Consider the following 14,821-nt stretch of genomic DNA (forward strand, 5'->3'; position numbering starts at 1 on the left):
AACCAAGCTTTGTCCTAACCGATCGAGACCTGTGCGGTTTCATGGTTTGCCGAGCGTTTCGACGAGATAATCGATGAACACGCGAACCTTGGGCGAAAGATGCCGTCGGCTCAGGTAGACGGCATAGAGGTTGAACGCACTCAGATGCCAGCCTTCCAGGAGGGGGACCAACCGGCCCATGGCTATATCGTCTTCGACGATGAAGTCCGGCTGCACGATGACCCCGCCACCAGCAAGTGCCAGCGCGCGAAGCAGGTCACCATTGGTGGCATGCACGACAGGGTGAATCCGAACCTGCGTCTCGCGCCCCTCGACATCGTAAAACATCCAGCTATCCCCGAGCGAGAGATAGGAATAGCTAAGCGTCTCATGGCTGCCGAGATCGGACGGTTGCCGCGGTGTGCCGCGGCGCGCGAGGTAGCCTGGTGACGCACAGGCGATCATCCGCACCGGTGCGATCTTGCGGGCGATAAGGTTGGCGCCGGGGGCGCGGGCAATGCGCAACGCGACGTCGACACCGGAATGGGCGAGATCGACAAGCACATCGGTCAAGTCGACATCGAGGGCGGCACCGTGAAGACGGAACATTGGCTTTGCCAACGGAAAGGAACCAGCCATGAAAAGAGTGTTTTCGGCGGTGGCCGCGACGGCATTGATGCTTGGCGGCGTGGCCGGCGCGGCATTCGCCCAGGATGCCGGGGCGGAAAAGGCGATGCCAGCCCTGATGGAAGAGCTGGCAAAATATCAGGCCGGCGAAAAGACCATCGCCAAAAATCTCGCGACGTTCGACACCCTCGACTTCGACGTCTACACCAACCAGAAATGGGACAGGCTGCACGAAAGCCACGCAAAGGATATTCTCGTGCACTATCCCGACGGCCACACCACCAAGGGCATCGACGCTCACATTGAGGAGCTAAAACCGATGTTCGTCTTTGCCCCGGACACCCGGATCGAGCAACATCCCGTCCGCTTCGGATCAGGCGAATGGACCGGCGTCATCGGCGTGATGGAAGGCACCTTCACCAGGCCGATGCCCATCGGCGGCGGCAAGACGATCGAGCCGACGGGAAAGGCGTTCAAGATCCAGATGGCAACACTGGGTCACTGGACCAAAGAAGGTGTGATGGATGAGGAATACCTGTTCTGGGACAACCAGGGCTTCATGAAGCAAATCGGCCTTGCCCAATAGGCAGACAGAAGCCCCGGGAGCAGATTCAACGCTCCCGGGGCCTCATCGCATTCTGAAACGACCGACGAGCGTCAGATACCGCTCATGCCGTCCGAGCCGATATAGGCGATGCGCAGCATGTTGGTGGCACCAGGCGTGCCGAGCGGCACACCGGCCGAGATGATCACGCGTTCGCCGGGCTTGCCGAAACCCTCGTGAGCAACGATGCGGCAGGCGCGGTTGACCATGTCGTCCAGATCGGTCGCATCCTCGGTGACGACGCAATGCAGACCCCAGACGACAGAAAGACGGCGGGCGGTCTGCACGATCGGCGAAAGCGCGATGATCGGAACCTGCGGACGCTCGCGGGCGGCACGAAGGCCGGTCGTGCCCGACGAGGTGTAGCAGACGATCGCAGACAGCCGGAGCGTCTCGGCGATCTGGTGGGCCGCCAGCGAAATCGCGTCGGCACCGGTTGCCTCAGGGGGCGTGCGCTGAGCGTAGATGATGCTGGAATAGTGCGGGTCGCGTTCGACGTTGCTGGCAATCGACGCCATGGTGGCAACGGCTTCCACCGGATACTCGCCGGAGGCCGATTCTGCCGACAGCATGATCGCGTCGGCGCCTTCAAAGACTGCAGTCGCCACGTCGGAGACTTCAGCGCGCGTCGGCACCGGCGCCGAGATCATCGATTCCAGCATCTGCGTGGCGACGACCACCGGCTTGCCGGCGCGGCGACAAGCCCGCGTCAACTGCTTCTGCAGGCCCGGGACGGATTCGAGCGGCATCTCGACGCCAAGGTCGCCGCGCGCCACCATCAGCGCGTCGGAAAGCTCGATGATCTCGTCGATGCGGTCCAGCGCCTGCGGCTTTTCGATCTTGGACATCAGGCCGACGCGGCCACGGGCGATCTTGCGGACCTCGGCCAGATCTTCGGGGCGCTGGACGAAGGAAAGCGCCACCCAGTCGAACTCTCCGGTCGCCAGAACCGCGTCGAGGTCGGAGCGGTCCTTGTCGGTCAGAACGCCGACGGCCAGCAGCGTGTCGGGCAGGCTGACGCCCTTGCGGTCGGAAATCTTCGTGCCGGCGACAACCGTCGTGACGATGCTCTTGCCGTCGGTCTTTTCGGCGCGCAGGTGCAGCTTGCCGTCGTCGATCAGCAGGCGATGGCCCGGCTTAACCGCTTCGAGGATCTCCGGGTGCGGCAGGAAAACGCGGGTACTGTCGCCGGGCTCGTCCTTGTTGTCGAGGGTAAAGGTCTGGCCGACCTTCAGCTCGACCTTCCCCTCGGCAAACTTGCCAACGCGCAGCTTCGGGCCCTGCAGGTCGCCGAGAATGCCGATCGGGCGGCCACAGCGCGCCTCGACCGCGCGGATGCGCTGCACCAGCGTGCGCATCACCTCATGGCTTGCGTGGCTCATGTTGATACGGAACAGATCAGCGCCTGCCTCGTGCAGCTTCTGGATCATCTGCTCGTCGGAGGACGCCGGCCCGAGCGTGGCGAGGATTTTGACTTTTCTGTTCCGCTTCATCAATTCTGGCTTTCCTGCGTGCCGGGCGTGTCGGAGAGCTGAACCATCCAGCTCCCTTGCCGCCCCGTGTCATATTCCTTGAATCCCATCCGCTGGAAGCCGCGGGCAAAGCAGTCCTGCACGCCCGAGATCTTGAATTCGTTTTCGGCGACGCACATGTTGACGTCGCCGGTCCAGCGGCCGCCACGGGCCGCGTCTTCAGCGTAGAGATAATAGTATCGCGATTGGAGTTCGCCCTCGATCAGGGTCGCGCAGGTGGTCGCGGGAACCTGCCACCACCCCTCGGTTACCCAGCCTTCCTTGGCGCGGTAACCGATCGCCACGCCGACCAGATTTTGCGTGCCATTGCAGACGCGAAAATCGGCACGGGCCTCGCCGGCGAAAAGAAATGAGCCTGAAATTGCCAGGGAAAACAGGAGGATCCCCCCCAATGTCGACAGCCCCGGCTTCGCTTTGGAAAATGGATATCTGGACACGGTTTCCGATGGAACTCCGTTTTGATTTGCGTGGCCTTTCTTGCGACGGCCAGCCCGGAAAGTCAACGTAACTCTAATCGATTACATCGGGCCGATTGCGTGTCGATTGCGCAAAACAGTTGCGTTTTTCTTGTGAATGTCGCCGACGCATGCAATCAAAAGCACACCGCCCGAAAGCAGACTGGAACGGCATGCAGCACCATTCGCCCTGTGAGATCATCGAAGCCAACCCCACAACCGGGCTCGTCCTTCTCGCCGATCACGCCATGAATCGCCTGCCGGAAGAATATGGCAGGCTCGGTCTGCCGGAGGCTGCGTTTCAGCGACATATCGCCTACGATATCGGCGTCGAACATCTGGTCCGCCGGCTCTCGGCCGCGCTCGACGCCCCGGCGGTTCTCGGTTGCTTCTCGCGGCTCCTGATCGACCCCAATCGCGGCGAGGACGATCCGACGCTGATCATGAAGATCTCGGACGGCGCGATCATTCCGGGAAACCACCCGATCACGGAGCAGGAATGGGACAACCGGCTGAACCGTTTCCATCGCCCCTATCACCGTGCTGTCGCCGCAACGCTGGAGCGCAGTGCCGTGGCCTCAGGCAGCGCCCCGCTGGTCATCTCGATCCATTCCTTTACGCCCGCATGGAAGGGCGTCGCCCGTCCATGGGACGCCGCCGTGCTCTGGGACAACGACCCGCGCGCGGTCCTGCCGCTCATCGAAAAACTCGAGGCATCGGGCGATATCGTCGTCGGCAACAACGAACCCTATGATGGCGCCCTGCGTGGGGATACGATGTTCCGGCACTGCATGGCACCAGGCATTCCCCATGCCCTGATCGAGGTTCGACAGGATCTGATCTCCGACGAGGCCGGCATTGCCGCATGGGCCGATCGCCTGGCTCCGATCCTTGCCGGTCTCAACGCCCGCCCCGAACTGCATCGCTACGAGCGGCACCCTTCACGCACCGGCGCCTACGACGTTTAGAGCGCCGCGCGTCAAATATGACGCGCAAAGGACGCTGTAACGCTTTAAACTCGCTGCATAATTCCTTAGATCGAATCCGATTTAAGGAATTATGCAGCAGGACGAGGAAGACAAGATCATGACCGAGCTTACCCCGGACCAGCAGACCGCCTTCGAGGCCGCCGCCTTCCGGCGTCTCGTCGAGCACTTGCGCGAGCGCAGCGACGTGCAGAACATCGACCTGATGAATCTCGCCGGCTTCTGCCGCAACTGTCTGTCCAACTGGTACCTCGAAGCGGCCAACGAGGCCGGTGTGGCGCTCGACAAGGAGCAATCCCGCGAGATCGTCTACGGCATGCCCTATGACGAGTGGCGGGCGCTGCACCAGAGGGAAGCCTCGAGCGAGCAGAAAGCCGCCTTCGAAACCAACCGCCCCAAGGAATAAGGCTTAAAGCGCGCCGCAAACTCCAGGATTCGCTTACTGCGCTTTAAGCTCTTGTTTTTGTGCATGTCGTCATCGCAAAACCGCTGAACACTTTTGCGCGACATGCATTGGCAGCGAGCAACCGCCACGGAAATGCCAGCGTTGTTGCGCAATGGCCCTTGACCTTGGCCGCCGTTCGCGGCACGTCACGGCACCCGAGAATTTCATTCCCCGCAAAAGGAGAAGAACATGTCAGATGCACACGGCGTCGCACGCGACCAGCTCCGCGCTTTCATCGAACGGATCGAGCGCCTGGAAGAAGAAAAGAAGACCATCGCTGACGACATCAAGGACGTCTACGGTGAAGCCAAGTCCACCGGCTTCGACGCCAAGATCCTGCGGAAGGTCATCTCCATTCGCAAGCAGGATGCCGACGAGCGCATGGAACAGGAAGCGATCCTCGACACCTATCTGCAGGCGCTCGGCATGATTCCTGCCGCGGCTGAAGAAGAATAATTTCTTCTGCGATATGCAGCAAAAAGCCCGCCGGTATCACCGGCGGGCTTTTTTGTTGGGTCTCATTTGCGCGAAGCTCAGTTGGTGCTGAACTTCTTCACTTCCATGAAATTGACCGCGTTGCCGCTGAAGCGGGCTGTGTCGACGGTCCCTGCACCACTGCTGAAGCCTGCGGCATAAACAGTCGTTGGGGCGGTGCGCAGCGTCTTGCTGACGAAGCGCGGTGCCTTCACCGGTTTCGAAAGCGTCGCGACGCGGCCGGCCGAAAGGGCCCATTCGGAGATGATCTTCTGCGTCAGCTTCGGCTCTGTACGAACCGACGAACGGGTCGCTGCGTCGGCATCGTGCTTCTTTGGACGGCCACCCTTTGCCGGGGCTTCGGCCTGAGTGTCGAAGGCGCTGTCAAAAACATCGGCGCGGCCATTCGTCGAGGTCTGCGGCGCATAGGCGGCCATTTCGACCGGCTGGGCCACGGGCTCGCGCTGGGCCTGTGTCGGCGCCGCAAGTGCGACGCGCGTCGATGCCTCGGCCGTCGTATCACGCGGCGGCTCGGCCGAAGCCAGAACCGGACGTTCTGCAAAGGCAGGCACGGCAACCTTGGCGTCAGCGACAGCGGCAAGAGCCGCATCGCCCGCCGGGCGCATGGCCGGCACCGGCACGAAGCCGAGCGCCTGCATGTCGGTTGCCAGAGGATCGACCGATGCCACGAGCGTCTCACCGGCAGCGGCGTTCATGCCACCACGATCAAGCATCTGCGGGACCGGCACCTTGACCGGCGCGAGATCGGCAAATTCGCTCGGCATTTCCGGCGTCTGCGGCAGGGCAGCAGCAAGTGCTTCCTGGGCAGCGTTCTTCTGCGGCGCGACCAGTGCCACTGCTACGCCGCCATTCTCAGGCGCATCCTTGAAGGCCGGGCGAACGGCCGGAACCGGCGCATTGATGTTCTGATCGGCCGTGGTCGTCTCGCCGGCAACCGAACCGGCAACCCCCGGAAGCGCTTCCTGGGCGGCAGGAGCCGACGCCGTCTGAACCTTGGCCGGAGCGGCTTCTTCATCGCTCGGGCCGGCAGCGATTGCCGAGGGCTCTTCATCCTCGTCGCCGCCACCGCCAAAGAGCATGGCGAACAGGTTGCCGCGGCGCTTGCCGCCCTCGGCATCGCCTGCGCCCTTGGCGCCACCACCGGCAACTTCGATCGCCGAGGCGCCGACGCGACGCTTATAGTCGGCGACGGCCTGGTTATAGCCTGGCAGCGGCTTGCCGTCGGAGGGAACGTGCATGGTCTTGCCGTCGGGGAAGAGGCGGGCCAGTTCGTTGCGGGTCATGCGCGGCCAGGCGCGAACGCCGCCGACATCCATGTGAACGAACGGCGAGCCTGAAGTCGGGTAGTAGCCGACGCCACCGACCTGGAATTTCATGCCGATTTCGCGCACCGTCTTCAGCTTCACGTCGGGAATGTAGAAGTCCATCGCCTTGCCGAGCATGTGCTGGCTCTTCTTGGCGACACCCTTGGAGCGCGAACGCAGCATGCCGTTGGTGGACGGCGAACGGTAGGCCGAAACAACGTGGATGTAATCGCGCGAGCCGCTCTTGGTATAGACTTCCCACACGAGGTCGAGCAGGCGCGGATCCATCTTGGTCGGTTCGTTGCGACGCCAGTCGCGCAGGAAACGGTTGATCTGCTGCAAGCCCTTCGGGTCATAGCGACCGTTGCGCTTGAAGGTGATCTGCGCCTTCTCCTGCGTGTGGATGAAATAGAGCTTGAGTGTGCGCGTCTGACCGGCGGCCTCGACGGGAGGTGCCATGCCGGGCGTGACCAGTGACACCGCAAGCGCGATGGAAGTCAGAACCTGCGGCACCTTACGGGTCATCGCCGAGCAGAGTCTGCTAGCTAAGGAGCCGAGAGGCTTCTTAAAACCGAACAAATTTGGCATTCAATCCCCGTCCGACGGACAACCGTGCTTCGCTGTCTCAGATGACTGTCAAATAAGGTGACAGAATGGCAAATATGCCACAGTCGTCACCGCCCCTTATAATATAGTGAATACTTCACTAACAAGGTCTAAACGGCGGTGACCGAATTGCACGGCTAATGAGTTGTGAATGCGTCGATTTTACGCCGCCTCGCGCAGGGGATTATCGGGATCGATGCCATAATCCTTGAGTTTGCGGTAAAGCGTCGATCGGCCGATGCCGAGCTTGCGCGCCACCTGGCTCATCTGGCCGCGATAGAATTTCAGCGCAAAACGAATCAGTTCCTCCTCCACTTCGGCAAGTTTGCGCACGTCTCCACCCTCGTCGACGCTGGCAATTGCATTCTCCATGCGGCCGTCATGCGCGGCATCGGCCTCCATCGATTTCGCCGTGCTGGCAAAATCGGGATAGACGCTCGTGGCCGGATCGGCAGCAGTGGGGCGCTCGGGGCCGGCATCGCCCCAGGAAAAGCCCGAGCGGTCGGAGACGACGTAACCCGGGATCTGCGTGGCGATCTGCGGGAAGTCCTTGACCGTCAACTCGTTGCCTTCGGCCAGAACGACCGCGCGGAAGATCGCGTTTTCCAGCTGGCGGATGTTGCCAGGCCAGTCGTAGGCGGTGAGCAGCGCCATCGCACCGCTCGAAACGGTGAGCGGCGTGCTGAGCCTCTGCTCGGACGCGAACCGGTCGACGAACGAGCGCACGAGGACCGGGATGTCCTCCTTGCGCCGGCGCAGCGCCGGAATGGTGATCGGGAAGACGTTGAGGCGATAGTAGAGATCCTCGCGGAACCGGCCCTCGCGCACCTCGTTGATAAGGTCCTTGTTGGTGGCCGAAATCAGCCGCACGTTGACCCGGTGCGGATGGCGTGCGCCGATCGTCTCGATCTCGCCCTGCTGCACCGCACGCAGCAGCTTCACCTGCACTTCGAGCGGCAGGTCGCCGATCTCGTCAAGGAATAGAGTGCCGCCATCGGCGTCGACGAACTTGCCGGTATGTTTTTCGGTCGCACCGGTGAAGGCGCCCTTCTCGTGACCGAAGAGAATGCTCTCGACCAGATTGTGCGGGATGGCGCCACAGTTGACGGTGATGAACGGCTTGCCCGAGCGGTCGCTGGCCGACTGGATCGCCCGCGCCACCATTTCCTTGCCGACGCCGGATTCGCCTTCGAGCACGATCGGGATATTGGACTGCGCAGCCCGACGCGCGAGGTCGATCACCCGGATCATCGCCGGGCTCGCCGACACGACGTCATCGAAGCCGACGGCACCGCCGCGCGGACGACGCGAGGTTTTGACCTTGCCGTCGCGGCTGGCCATCTTCAGCGCGTTGCCGAGCGCCACGGACAGCCGCTCCGGAGAAACCGGCTTGACCAGGAAGTCGAAGGCGCCAGCCTGCATCGCATGGACGACGGTCTCGATACCGCCCTGCCCGGTCTGCACGATGACAGGCGTATCGACGCCCCGTTCCGCCAGCGCCTCGAGAAAGCCGTGGCCGTTCATTTCGGGCATCAGCAGGTCGAGAAGGATGACGTTGATGATGCCGCCCTTGCGCTCGAGCAGCTCCAGGCCGCTGCGGCCGTTGTCGGCGAGATGCGCGACATGACCGAGACGCTCGATCATGTTCGTCAGCAACCGGCGCTGCACCGGATCGTCATCGATGACAAGAATGTGTGATGTCACGGAAGCCTCCTGCTTTGGACACGCGGTACTTTTGGCCAACGTCATGTGCCAAATCACGTCAGGCATCTGTGCCATAAAGGGCTGAACATCATGTTTTGAGAAATGCTTGCATTTTATCCATTGCCGGCGATAGCAATGGGACCCGTATCGCTTGCCTCTTCCCGTCACGAACAAGAGAAATCCGACGATGACCTTCCGCACCCTCTCCCTTGAGAAAACCGTCGTCCGTGCCGCTACCGGCCCCGCCCAAGGCGCTGTGGCCGAGCTCGGCGATCTGCCCTCGTGGCGGCTGGAGGACCTCTATCCCTCAGCAACCTCGGACGCCTTCCGCTCCGATATGAAGAAGGCCGAGGCGGATTCGATCGCGTTTGAAACCAAGTGGAAAGGCAAGCTTGCGGCCGCCGCCACGAAGACCGGCAACGACGGGATCGGCGCCGCCGTGAAGGAATTCGAGGCGCTGGAAGACATCATGGGGCGCATCGCGTCGTTTGCCGGCCTCACCTATTTCTCCGACACCTCCAAGCCGGAAAACGGCAAGCTCTATGGCGACGTGCAGTCGAAGCTGACCGACATGTCCGCGCATCTCCTGTTCTTCTCGCTCGAACTCAACCGCATCGACGATGCCGTGATCGACGCAGCACTCGCCAATGACAGCCTGGCCGCGCACTACAAGCCCTGGCTTCTCGACCTGCGCAAGGACAAGCCCTATCAGCTCGACGACAAGCTCGAGCAGCTGTTCCTCGAGAAGTCGATGACCGGAGCGGCCGCCTTCAACCGCCTGTTCGACGAGACCATGGCGTCTCTGACCTTCACCGCCGACGGTGAGACCATGCCGCTCGAAATCGCCCTGAACCTGCTGCAGGATCCCTCGACCGAGGTGCGCAAGAAGGCGGCGATGGCGCTTGCCGAAACCTTCAGGGCCAATATCCGCACCTTTACGCTGATCACCAATACGCTCGCCAAGGACAAGGAAATCTCGGACCGCTGGCGCGGTTTCGAGGATATCGCCGACAGCCGGCACCTCGCCAACCGTGTCGAGCGCGAGGTCGTCGATGCGCTCGCGCAGGCGGTGAAGTCAGCCTATCCGCGCCTCTCGCACCGCTACTACGCCATGAAGGCAAAGTGGCTCGGCATGGAACAGATGGAGTTCTGGGATCGCAACGCGCCACTGCCGGAAACGCCGAATGCGCTGATTTCCTGGAACGAGGCGAAGGACACGGTGCTTTCGGCCTATCACGCCTTCGATCCCGAGATGGCCGCGATCGCCCGTCGTTTCTTCGACGACCGTTGGATCGACGCGCCCGTGCGCCCCGGCAAGGCCCCAGGCGCCTTCGCCCACCCGACCGTTCCGTCGGCGCACCCCTATGTGCTCGTCAACTATATGGGCAAGCCGCGCGACGTGATGACGCTCGCCCACGAACTCGGCCACGGCGTGCATCAGGTGCTCGCCGGCGAACAGGGCGCGCTGATGGCCTCGACGCCGCTGACCCTTGCCGAGACGGCATCGGTGTTCGGCGAAATGCTGACCTTCCGCGCCCTTCTCAACCAGACGAAGGACAAGCGCGAACGCAAGGCCATGCTCGCGCAGAAGGTCGAGGACATGATCAATACGGTCGTGCGCCAGATTGCCTTCTACGAATTCGAACGCAAGCTGCACACGGCCCGCAAGGAAGGCGAACTGACCGCCGAGGATATCGGCAATCTGTGGCTTTCGGTGCAGGCGGAAAGCCTCGGGCCGGCGATCCGGATTTCCGAGGGCTACGAGACCTATTGGGCCTATATCCCGCACTTCATCCACTCGCCGTTCTACGTCTATGCCTATGCCTTCGGTGATTGCCTGGTGAACTCGCTCTATGCCGTCTACCAGAACGCCGAGAAGGGCTTCCAGGAGAAGTATTTCGAGCTTCTGAAAGCCGGCGGCACCAAGCACCATTCGGAATTGCTTGCTCCCTTCGGCCTCGATGCCACCGATCCGTCGTTCTGGGCACAGGGGCTGTCGATGATCGAAGGGCTGATCGACGAACTCGAGGCGCTTGATAAGGCGTGATCCGACGCGGGCCGAGCCCGCGGTCTGGAGCCTTTCCAGGAAAAGTGCGAAGCGGTTTTCCGTCCGGAAATGCGAAAAACAAAGAGATAGAGCGTTTCCATAACTCCGGTTAAGACGGAAACGCTCTACTGCATAATTCCTTAAATCGGAATCGATTTAAGGAGAAAATTATGCAGCAAGTTTAGGGTGTTACAGCGTCCTCAGCGCGTCAATTTGACGCGCGGCGCTGTAGGGATGAATGGGCTGGCAGCGAAGCGGCATTGATGAACGAAAACGCACCTTATGTGCTTTTCCGGGACGACAGCGAAAATCGGACCACGGTTTTCGCCGAGCCGGAGCGCGTCGTCACGGCGCGGACCAAAGCCGAATTCCACCGCGGCCTCGCCGAGCTTGAACGCGCCCATCAGGCGGGTAAATGGATTGCCGGCTTCATGGCCTATGAGGCCGGTCACCTCTTCGAGGAGAAGCTGGCGCCCTTTGCCGAGGAGGGTCGCGAAACACCGTTGATGTCCTTTGGCATCTTCGACGCGCCGAGCGACGAGCATCGGCTGGCAGAGCCGCAACGGCGGATGGAGAACGAGCCTTTTCTTGCCGAGCCGCGTGCCGCCTGGGATTTTTCTACCTATCGCGAGCGGTTCGACCGTCTGCATCAGCACCTGCGCCAGGGCGATTGTTACCAGGCGAACCTGACCATGCCGATCCGCGCCCGCTGGTCCGGCGATCCGCGAGCCGCCTTCTGGTCGCTGATCGAGCGTCAGCCGGTCAAATACGGCGCCCTCGTGGCGCTCGACGGCCCGATCCTCGTCTCACGCTCGCCTGAGCTTTTCTTCCGGGTCGATGCGGACAGGTGGATCGAAACGCATCCGATGAAGGGCACGGCGAAGCGCGGCGGCTCGGCGCAGGAGGATGCCGACATCATCGAGGCCATGCGCGCCGACGAGAAGACGCAAGCCGAAAACCGGATGATCGTCGACCTCCTGCGCAACGACATCTCCCGCATCACCGAGGTTGGGACGCTCGACGTCCCGAAACTCTTCGACATCGAGACCTATCCGACCGTGCACCAGATGGTCAGCCATGTCAGGGCCAAGCTGCGGCCCGACGTCGGCATCACTGATATTTTCACCGCGCTCTTTCCCTGCGGCTCGATCACCGGCGCGCCGAAGATGCGGGCGATGCAGATCCTGCACGAGCTCGAAGACGGCCCGCGCGACGCCTACTGCGGCGCGATCGGCTTCATCGCGCCCAACGGCATCATGCGCTTCAGCGTCGCGATCCGCACCATCTCGCTGTTTGCCGATGGAGAGGCCGTCTTCAATGTCGGCGGCGGCATCGTCTTTGATTCCGGCGCCCAGTCCGAATATGACGAATGCCTGCTGAAGGCGCGCTTTGCCGTCGGCGATGCCGAGATCGCGCGATGACGGATTTTTCCCTGATCGAGACCCTGCGCTACGAGCCCGATGCGGGCTTCGTTCGGTTGAAATTGCATCTCGCCAGACTGAAACGATCCGCAAGGCGGTTGGGGTTTGCCGGCGCTGACCGCGCCGAGGCCGAGTTGTATGCCACCGTTCAAGGTGCAACGGGTCCCCTCCGCGTCCGCCTGACGCTTGACCGCAACGGCGCGATCGCCGTCACCACGGCGCCCTTCACACCGCTTGCCGGAGACACTGTCTGGCGCGTGCGTTTTGCAGAAACGCGGCTCTCCTCCGAAGACAAACTCCTGCGCGTCAAGACCACGCGGCGCGGTGTCTACGAGGCGGCGCGTGCAGAATACCCGGCGACCGAGATCGACGAGGTCCTGCTGCTCAACGAAAAGGGCGACGTTTGCGAGGGAACCATCACGTCGATCTTCCTCGACGACGGCAGCGGCCCGCTGAAGACACCGCCGATCGCCTGTGGGCTTCTGGCGGGGGTGCTGCGGACGGAACTCATCTGCCAGCGGCGGGCGCGTGTCGCCCGCCTGTCGCTCGGCGATCTGGCAAAAGGCCAGCTCTATGTCGGAAATTCGCTACGGGGCCTGATCCGGGCGAAGCTCGGGGTCTGATCCCGGCAAGGTGTACCGCTTGACCCGGTCGCGCCCGTCGCGTTTGGCGAGATAGAGCGCCTCGTCGGCGCGGGCATAGATGTCCTTGACGCCGTCGCCTTCCCGATACTCGGCCAGCCCGACCGAACAGGTGTAGTAGAACTCCGGAATACTTGCGAGCGGCCTGGCGCCGCGCACCTTGTCGAGCAGGCGGTCGAGAATGAGGTTGCCTTCGCTGATGGTGGTGTCGGGCAGGATCAGCATGAACTCTTCACCGCCGATGCGGCCGAAGCAATCGGAGCGGCGCACGAACTCCTGCATCTGGCGGGCAAAGTCGAGCAGCACCTCGTCGCCCTGATGGTGACCGTAGCGATCGTTGATGGCCTTGAAATAGTCGATGTCGATAATGGCGACGCACCCCCACATATGCGGGTTCTGCGCGCAGTTGGCGATGAATTCGCCGAGCCGCCCCATTGTGTAGCGCCGATTGGGGACATTGGTGAGTTCGTCGACCTGCGAGGCACGCAGCGCGAAATCGCGATCCTGCCGCAGCTCGCGCTCTTCGACACGAATGGTGGTGATGTCGACGGCGACGCAGAGCATCCACCCCTTGGCATCGACGGTTTCCGTCATCCATAGCCAGCGGCCGTCATGCAGGTCGGTCTCCATCGCGCGAAACGGGATCTTGCCGCGTCGATTGACCGTTGAGGCTATCCAGGCATTGATGTCGCTGGTCTTGAGCACGGTTCCGCGACCGGCGACATGGTTGCGCCGCATGATGTCGGCCCAGGTCGGCGTCTCGTCGGCGCCGATGAAATAGGCGGCGCGAAAAGCCTCATTGGCAAATTGCAGCCGGTCGTGCTGATCGTAGAGCGCCATCAGCACGGGCGTTTGGGCCTGCAGGCCCATCAAGGTCTTTATGTGGTCGCCGGTCACGTTCAGTCTGCAACGCCTCCAGGTTGGCAAGGAAACAACAATCATGGCGCGAGGCGGATAGTTGTATCAAAGCTATAGCACGGAGAGCTTGTGACAAGCTTGGCGCCATGCGAAACGATAGGGAATATGGTTAAATCGCGCGAATGATCCGACCAGTCCGCATGAAGCACACACCTTACGACGGCTCCTCCAAGCCCTTCACCATCGGCCTGACGCAGCTTGATCCCGATCGCTGGATCGAGCCGGATGATCAGCTGCAGCACTATCTCGACCAGAAGGCGCAGTTGCTGGCACGGTCCCGCAGCGCCGTTTTCGTTGCCGAGGACGGGACGCAGCAGGCGCAGAATGAACTGCTGCAAATCCTGTCCGACTACCTGCCGGCTCGATATCCCGACATCTACTGTCGGCAGGATGATGCGATGATGGTCAGCGGGCGACGGGTGGCCCTGTCCGGCGACGACGCGCTTGTGGTTGCGGGCTCGCTCGTTCAGGACGACCTGGCGATCATGCAGCGCGGCGACCGCGGCTGGCGCCTTGGCGCCGCCTACATCGCCTTCCCTTCATCCTGGTCGCTTGCCGAAAAGTTCGGGCGCACGATGGAGGAGATCCACGCCCCGGTTCCCGGCTTCGAGCACGGCACGCGCAACGCCGAACTCATCAGCCGCATGTTCGACAACCTGCCGCCCGGCCGTTTCGTCGAACGCTTCAACTGGGCCGTCAATGTCGACGGCTCCCTGCATCTGCCGAAGTCGAAATCGGAAGGGTTTTCGGCAGGTGCCGTCGAGCTGACCGAAGAGCGCACCTTCATCCGCATCGAGCGCCAGACGCTCAGAAAATTGCCCGAGACCGGCGCGATCGTCTTCACCATCCGGATCTATTCCGATCCCTTGGCGCTGCTGCGACAGCGAGCGGATGCGGCCACGCTGGCCCTTTCCTTCGTCGAGCAGTTGCGCTCACTCGATCTGCCGCAGGCGGCCTACAAGGGCCTCGTCAGCAAGCGGGATGCCCTGATATCGGCCCTGCTTTCCATCGCCGGTTAAGCAATATCGCAGATCAGCGTTGACCCGCCAGCCCTTTA

General features: G+C 62.2%; 13 protein-coding genes and 1 pseudogene. 8 read left to right on the forward strand and 6 right to left on the reverse strand.

Features of this window, described 5'->3' with window-relative positions; genetic code table 11:
- Nucleotides 1-39: 39 nt before the first annotated feature.
- Nucleotides 40-588 (reverse strand): substrate binding domain-containing protein, encoded by a 549-nt coding sequence (locus BC363_RS18475; RefSeq protein WP_065780950.1) that lies wholly within the window; start codon nt 586-588, stop codon nt 40-42.
- Between the two features lie 28 nt (nt 589-616).
- Here BC363_RS18475 and BC363_RS18480 point away from each other — a divergent pair, with 28 nt between their 5' ends.
- A complete protein-coding gene (locus BC363_RS18480; protein ID WP_065780951.1) occupies nt 617-1,192 on the forward strand; it encodes an ester cyclase in 576 nt (191 codons plus the stop codon).
- A gap of 71 nt (nt 1,193-1,263) precedes the next feature.
- On the opposite strand, the gene pyk is transcribed toward BC363_RS18480, so the two are convergent.
- Entirely contained in the window at nt 1,264-2,703 is a 1,440-nt protein-coding gene (gene pyk, locus BC363_RS18485) for a pyruvate kinase (RefSeq protein ID WP_065780952.1), read from the reverse strand.
- A pseudogene (locus tag BC363_RS18490) lies at nt 2,703-3,074 on the reverse strand (DUF1036 domain-containing protein); the annotation flags it as partial. The gene pyk and the pseudogene BC363_RS18490, both read right to left, overlap by 1 nt.
- Before the next feature lie 296 nt (nt 3,075-3,370).
- On the opposite strand from BC363_RS18490, the gene BC363_RS18495 reads away from it, so the two are divergent.
- The 3 genes from BC363_RS18495 to BC363_RS18505 all read left to right on the forward strand — a co-directional run bounded on the left by BC363_RS18495 (nt 3,371) and on the right by BC363_RS18505 (nt 5,084).
- On the forward strand, nt 3,371-4,165 hold the full coding sequence (locus BC363_RS18495; protein ID WP_065780954.1) for an N-formylglutamate amidohydrolase: 795 nt from the start codon (nt 3,371-3,373) through the stop codon (nt 4,163-4,165).
- Nucleotides 4,166-4,283: 118 nt separating this feature from the next.
- Nucleotides 4,284-4,589 (forward strand): DUF1244 domain-containing protein, encoded by a 306-nt coding sequence (locus tag BC363_RS18500; protein ID WP_065781140.1) that lies wholly within the window; start codon nt 4,284-4,286, stop codon nt 4,587-4,589.
- A 228-nt stretch (nt 4,590-4,817) separates the two neighbouring features.
- Nucleotides 4,818-5,084: a DUF2312 domain-containing protein gene (locus tag BC363_RS18505; protein WP_025424796.1), complete on the forward strand. Its 267-nt coding sequence runs from the start codon at nt 4,818-4,820 to the stop codon at nt 5,082-5,084.
- A gap of 77 nt (nt 5,085-5,161) precedes the next feature.
- Here the strand turns inward: BC363_RS18505 and BC363_RS18510 are convergent, their stop codons facing one another.
- Together BC363_RS18510 and BC363_RS18515 are read right to left on the reverse strand one after the other, a co-directional pair.
- Nucleotides 5,162-7,015: a DUF882 domain-containing protein gene (locus tag BC363_RS18510; RefSeq protein WP_065780955.1), complete on the reverse strand. Its 1,854-nt coding sequence runs from the start codon at nt 7,013-7,015 to the stop codon at nt 5,162-5,164.
- Nucleotides 7,016-7,195: 180 nt separating this feature from the next.
- Nucleotides 7,196-8,737, reverse strand: a complete 1,542-nt coding sequence (locus BC363_RS18515; RefSeq protein WP_141690367.1) for a sigma-54 dependent transcriptional regulator — start codon at nt 8,735-8,737, stop codon at nt 7,196-7,198.
- A 187-nt stretch (nt 8,738-8,924) separates the two neighbouring features.
- Between BC363_RS18515 and BC363_RS18520 the strand changes: the two genes are divergently transcribed.
- From BC363_RS18520 to BC363_RS18530, 3 genes are all read left to right on the forward strand, one after another.
- The gene (locus tag BC363_RS18520) at nt 8,925-10,784 is read left to right on the forward strand and encodes a M3 family oligoendopeptidase (RefSeq protein ID WP_065780956.1); all 1,860 of its coding nucleotides are present in this window, start codon (nt 8,925-8,927) and stop codon (nt 10,782-10,784) included.
- A 263-nt stretch (nt 10,785-11,047) separates the two neighbouring features.
- Complete coding sequence (locus BC363_RS18525; protein ID WP_065780957.1) at nt 11,048-12,205, forward strand: aminodeoxychorismate synthase component I; 1,158 nt, start codon at nt 11,048-11,050, stop codon at nt 12,203-12,205.
- Nucleotides 12,202-12,828: an aminotransferase class IV family protein gene (locus BC363_RS18530; RefSeq protein WP_065780958.1), complete on the forward strand. Its 627-nt coding sequence runs from the start codon at nt 12,202-12,204 to the stop codon at nt 12,826-12,828. Before BC363_RS18525 ends, BC363_RS18530 begins: the two co-directional genes overlap by 4 nt.
- On the opposite strand, the gene BC363_RS18535 is transcribed toward BC363_RS18530, so the two are convergent.
- Nucleotides 12,793-13,743 carry a GGDEF domain-containing protein gene (locus tag BC363_RS18535; RefSeq protein WP_083222777.1) on the reverse strand — a complete coding sequence of 317 codons (951 nt, stop codon included), beginning with the start codon at nt 13,741-13,743 and terminating at the stop codon, nt 12,793-12,795. The two genes, BC363_RS18530 and BC363_RS18535, sit on opposite strands and share 36 nt — an antisense overlap.
- Nucleotides 13,744-13,904: 161 nt before the next feature.
- Here BC363_RS18535 and BC363_RS18540 point away from each other — a divergent pair, with 161 nt between their 5' ends.
- A complete protein-coding gene (locus tag BC363_RS18540) occupies nt 13,905-14,783 on the forward strand; it encodes a DUF3445 domain-containing protein (RefSeq protein ID WP_244512963.1) in 879 nt (292 codons plus the stop codon).
- Nucleotides 14,784-14,821 lie beyond the last annotated feature (38 nt).

The sequence above is a fragment of the Ensifer sp. LC384 genome, from assembly GCF_001695865.1.
Taxonomy (GTDB): domain Bacteria; phylum Pseudomonadota; class Alphaproteobacteria; order Rhizobiales; family Rhizobiaceae; genus Ensifer.

Excerpts from the sequence above, each read along its gene's own strand:
- BC363_RS18520 (WP_065780956.1), top strand. The coding sequence starts at position 8,925 with ATGACCTTCCGCACCCTCTCCCTTGAGAAAACCGTCGTCCGTGCCGCT.
- BC363_RS18495 (WP_065780954.1), top strand. The coding sequence starts at position 3,371 with ATGCAGCACCATTCGCCCTGTGAGATCATCGAAGCCAACCCCACAACC.
- BC363_RS18530 (WP_065780958.1), top strand. The coding sequence starts at position 12,202 with ATGACGGATTTTTCCCTGATCGAGACCCTGCGCTACGAGCCCGATGCG.
- BC363_RS18540 (WP_244512963.1), top strand. The coding sequence starts at position 13,905 with ATGAAGCACACACCTTACGACGGCTCCTCCAAGCCCTTCACCATCGGC.
- BC363_RS18525 (WP_065780957.1), top strand. The coding sequence starts at position 11,048 with ATGAACGAAAACGCACCTTATGTGCTTTTCCGGGACGACAGCGAAAAT.
- BC363_RS18475 (WP_065780950.1), bottom strand. The coding sequence starts at position 588 with ATGTTCCGTCTTCACGGTGCCGCCCTCGATGTCGACTTGACCGATGTG.
- BC363_RS18480 (WP_065780951.1), top strand. The coding sequence starts at position 617 with ATGAAAAGAGTGTTTTCGGCGGTGGCCGCGACGGCATTGATGCTTGGC.
- BC363_RS18510 (WP_065780955.1), bottom strand. The coding sequence starts at position 7,015 with ATGCCAAATTTGTTCGGTTTTAAGAAGCCTCTCGGCTCCTTAGCTAGC.
- BC363_RS18505 (WP_025424796.1), top strand. The coding sequence starts at position 4,818 with ATGTCAGATGCACACGGCGTCGCACGCGACCAGCTCCGCGCTTTCATC.
- BC363_RS18500 (WP_065781140.1), top strand. The coding sequence starts at position 4,284 with ATGACCGAGCTTACCCCGGACCAGCAGACCGCCTTCGAGGCCGCCGCC.
- pyk (WP_065780952.1), bottom strand. The coding sequence starts at position 2,703 with ATGAAGCGGAACAGAAAAGTCAAAATCCTCGCCACGCTCGGGCCGGCG.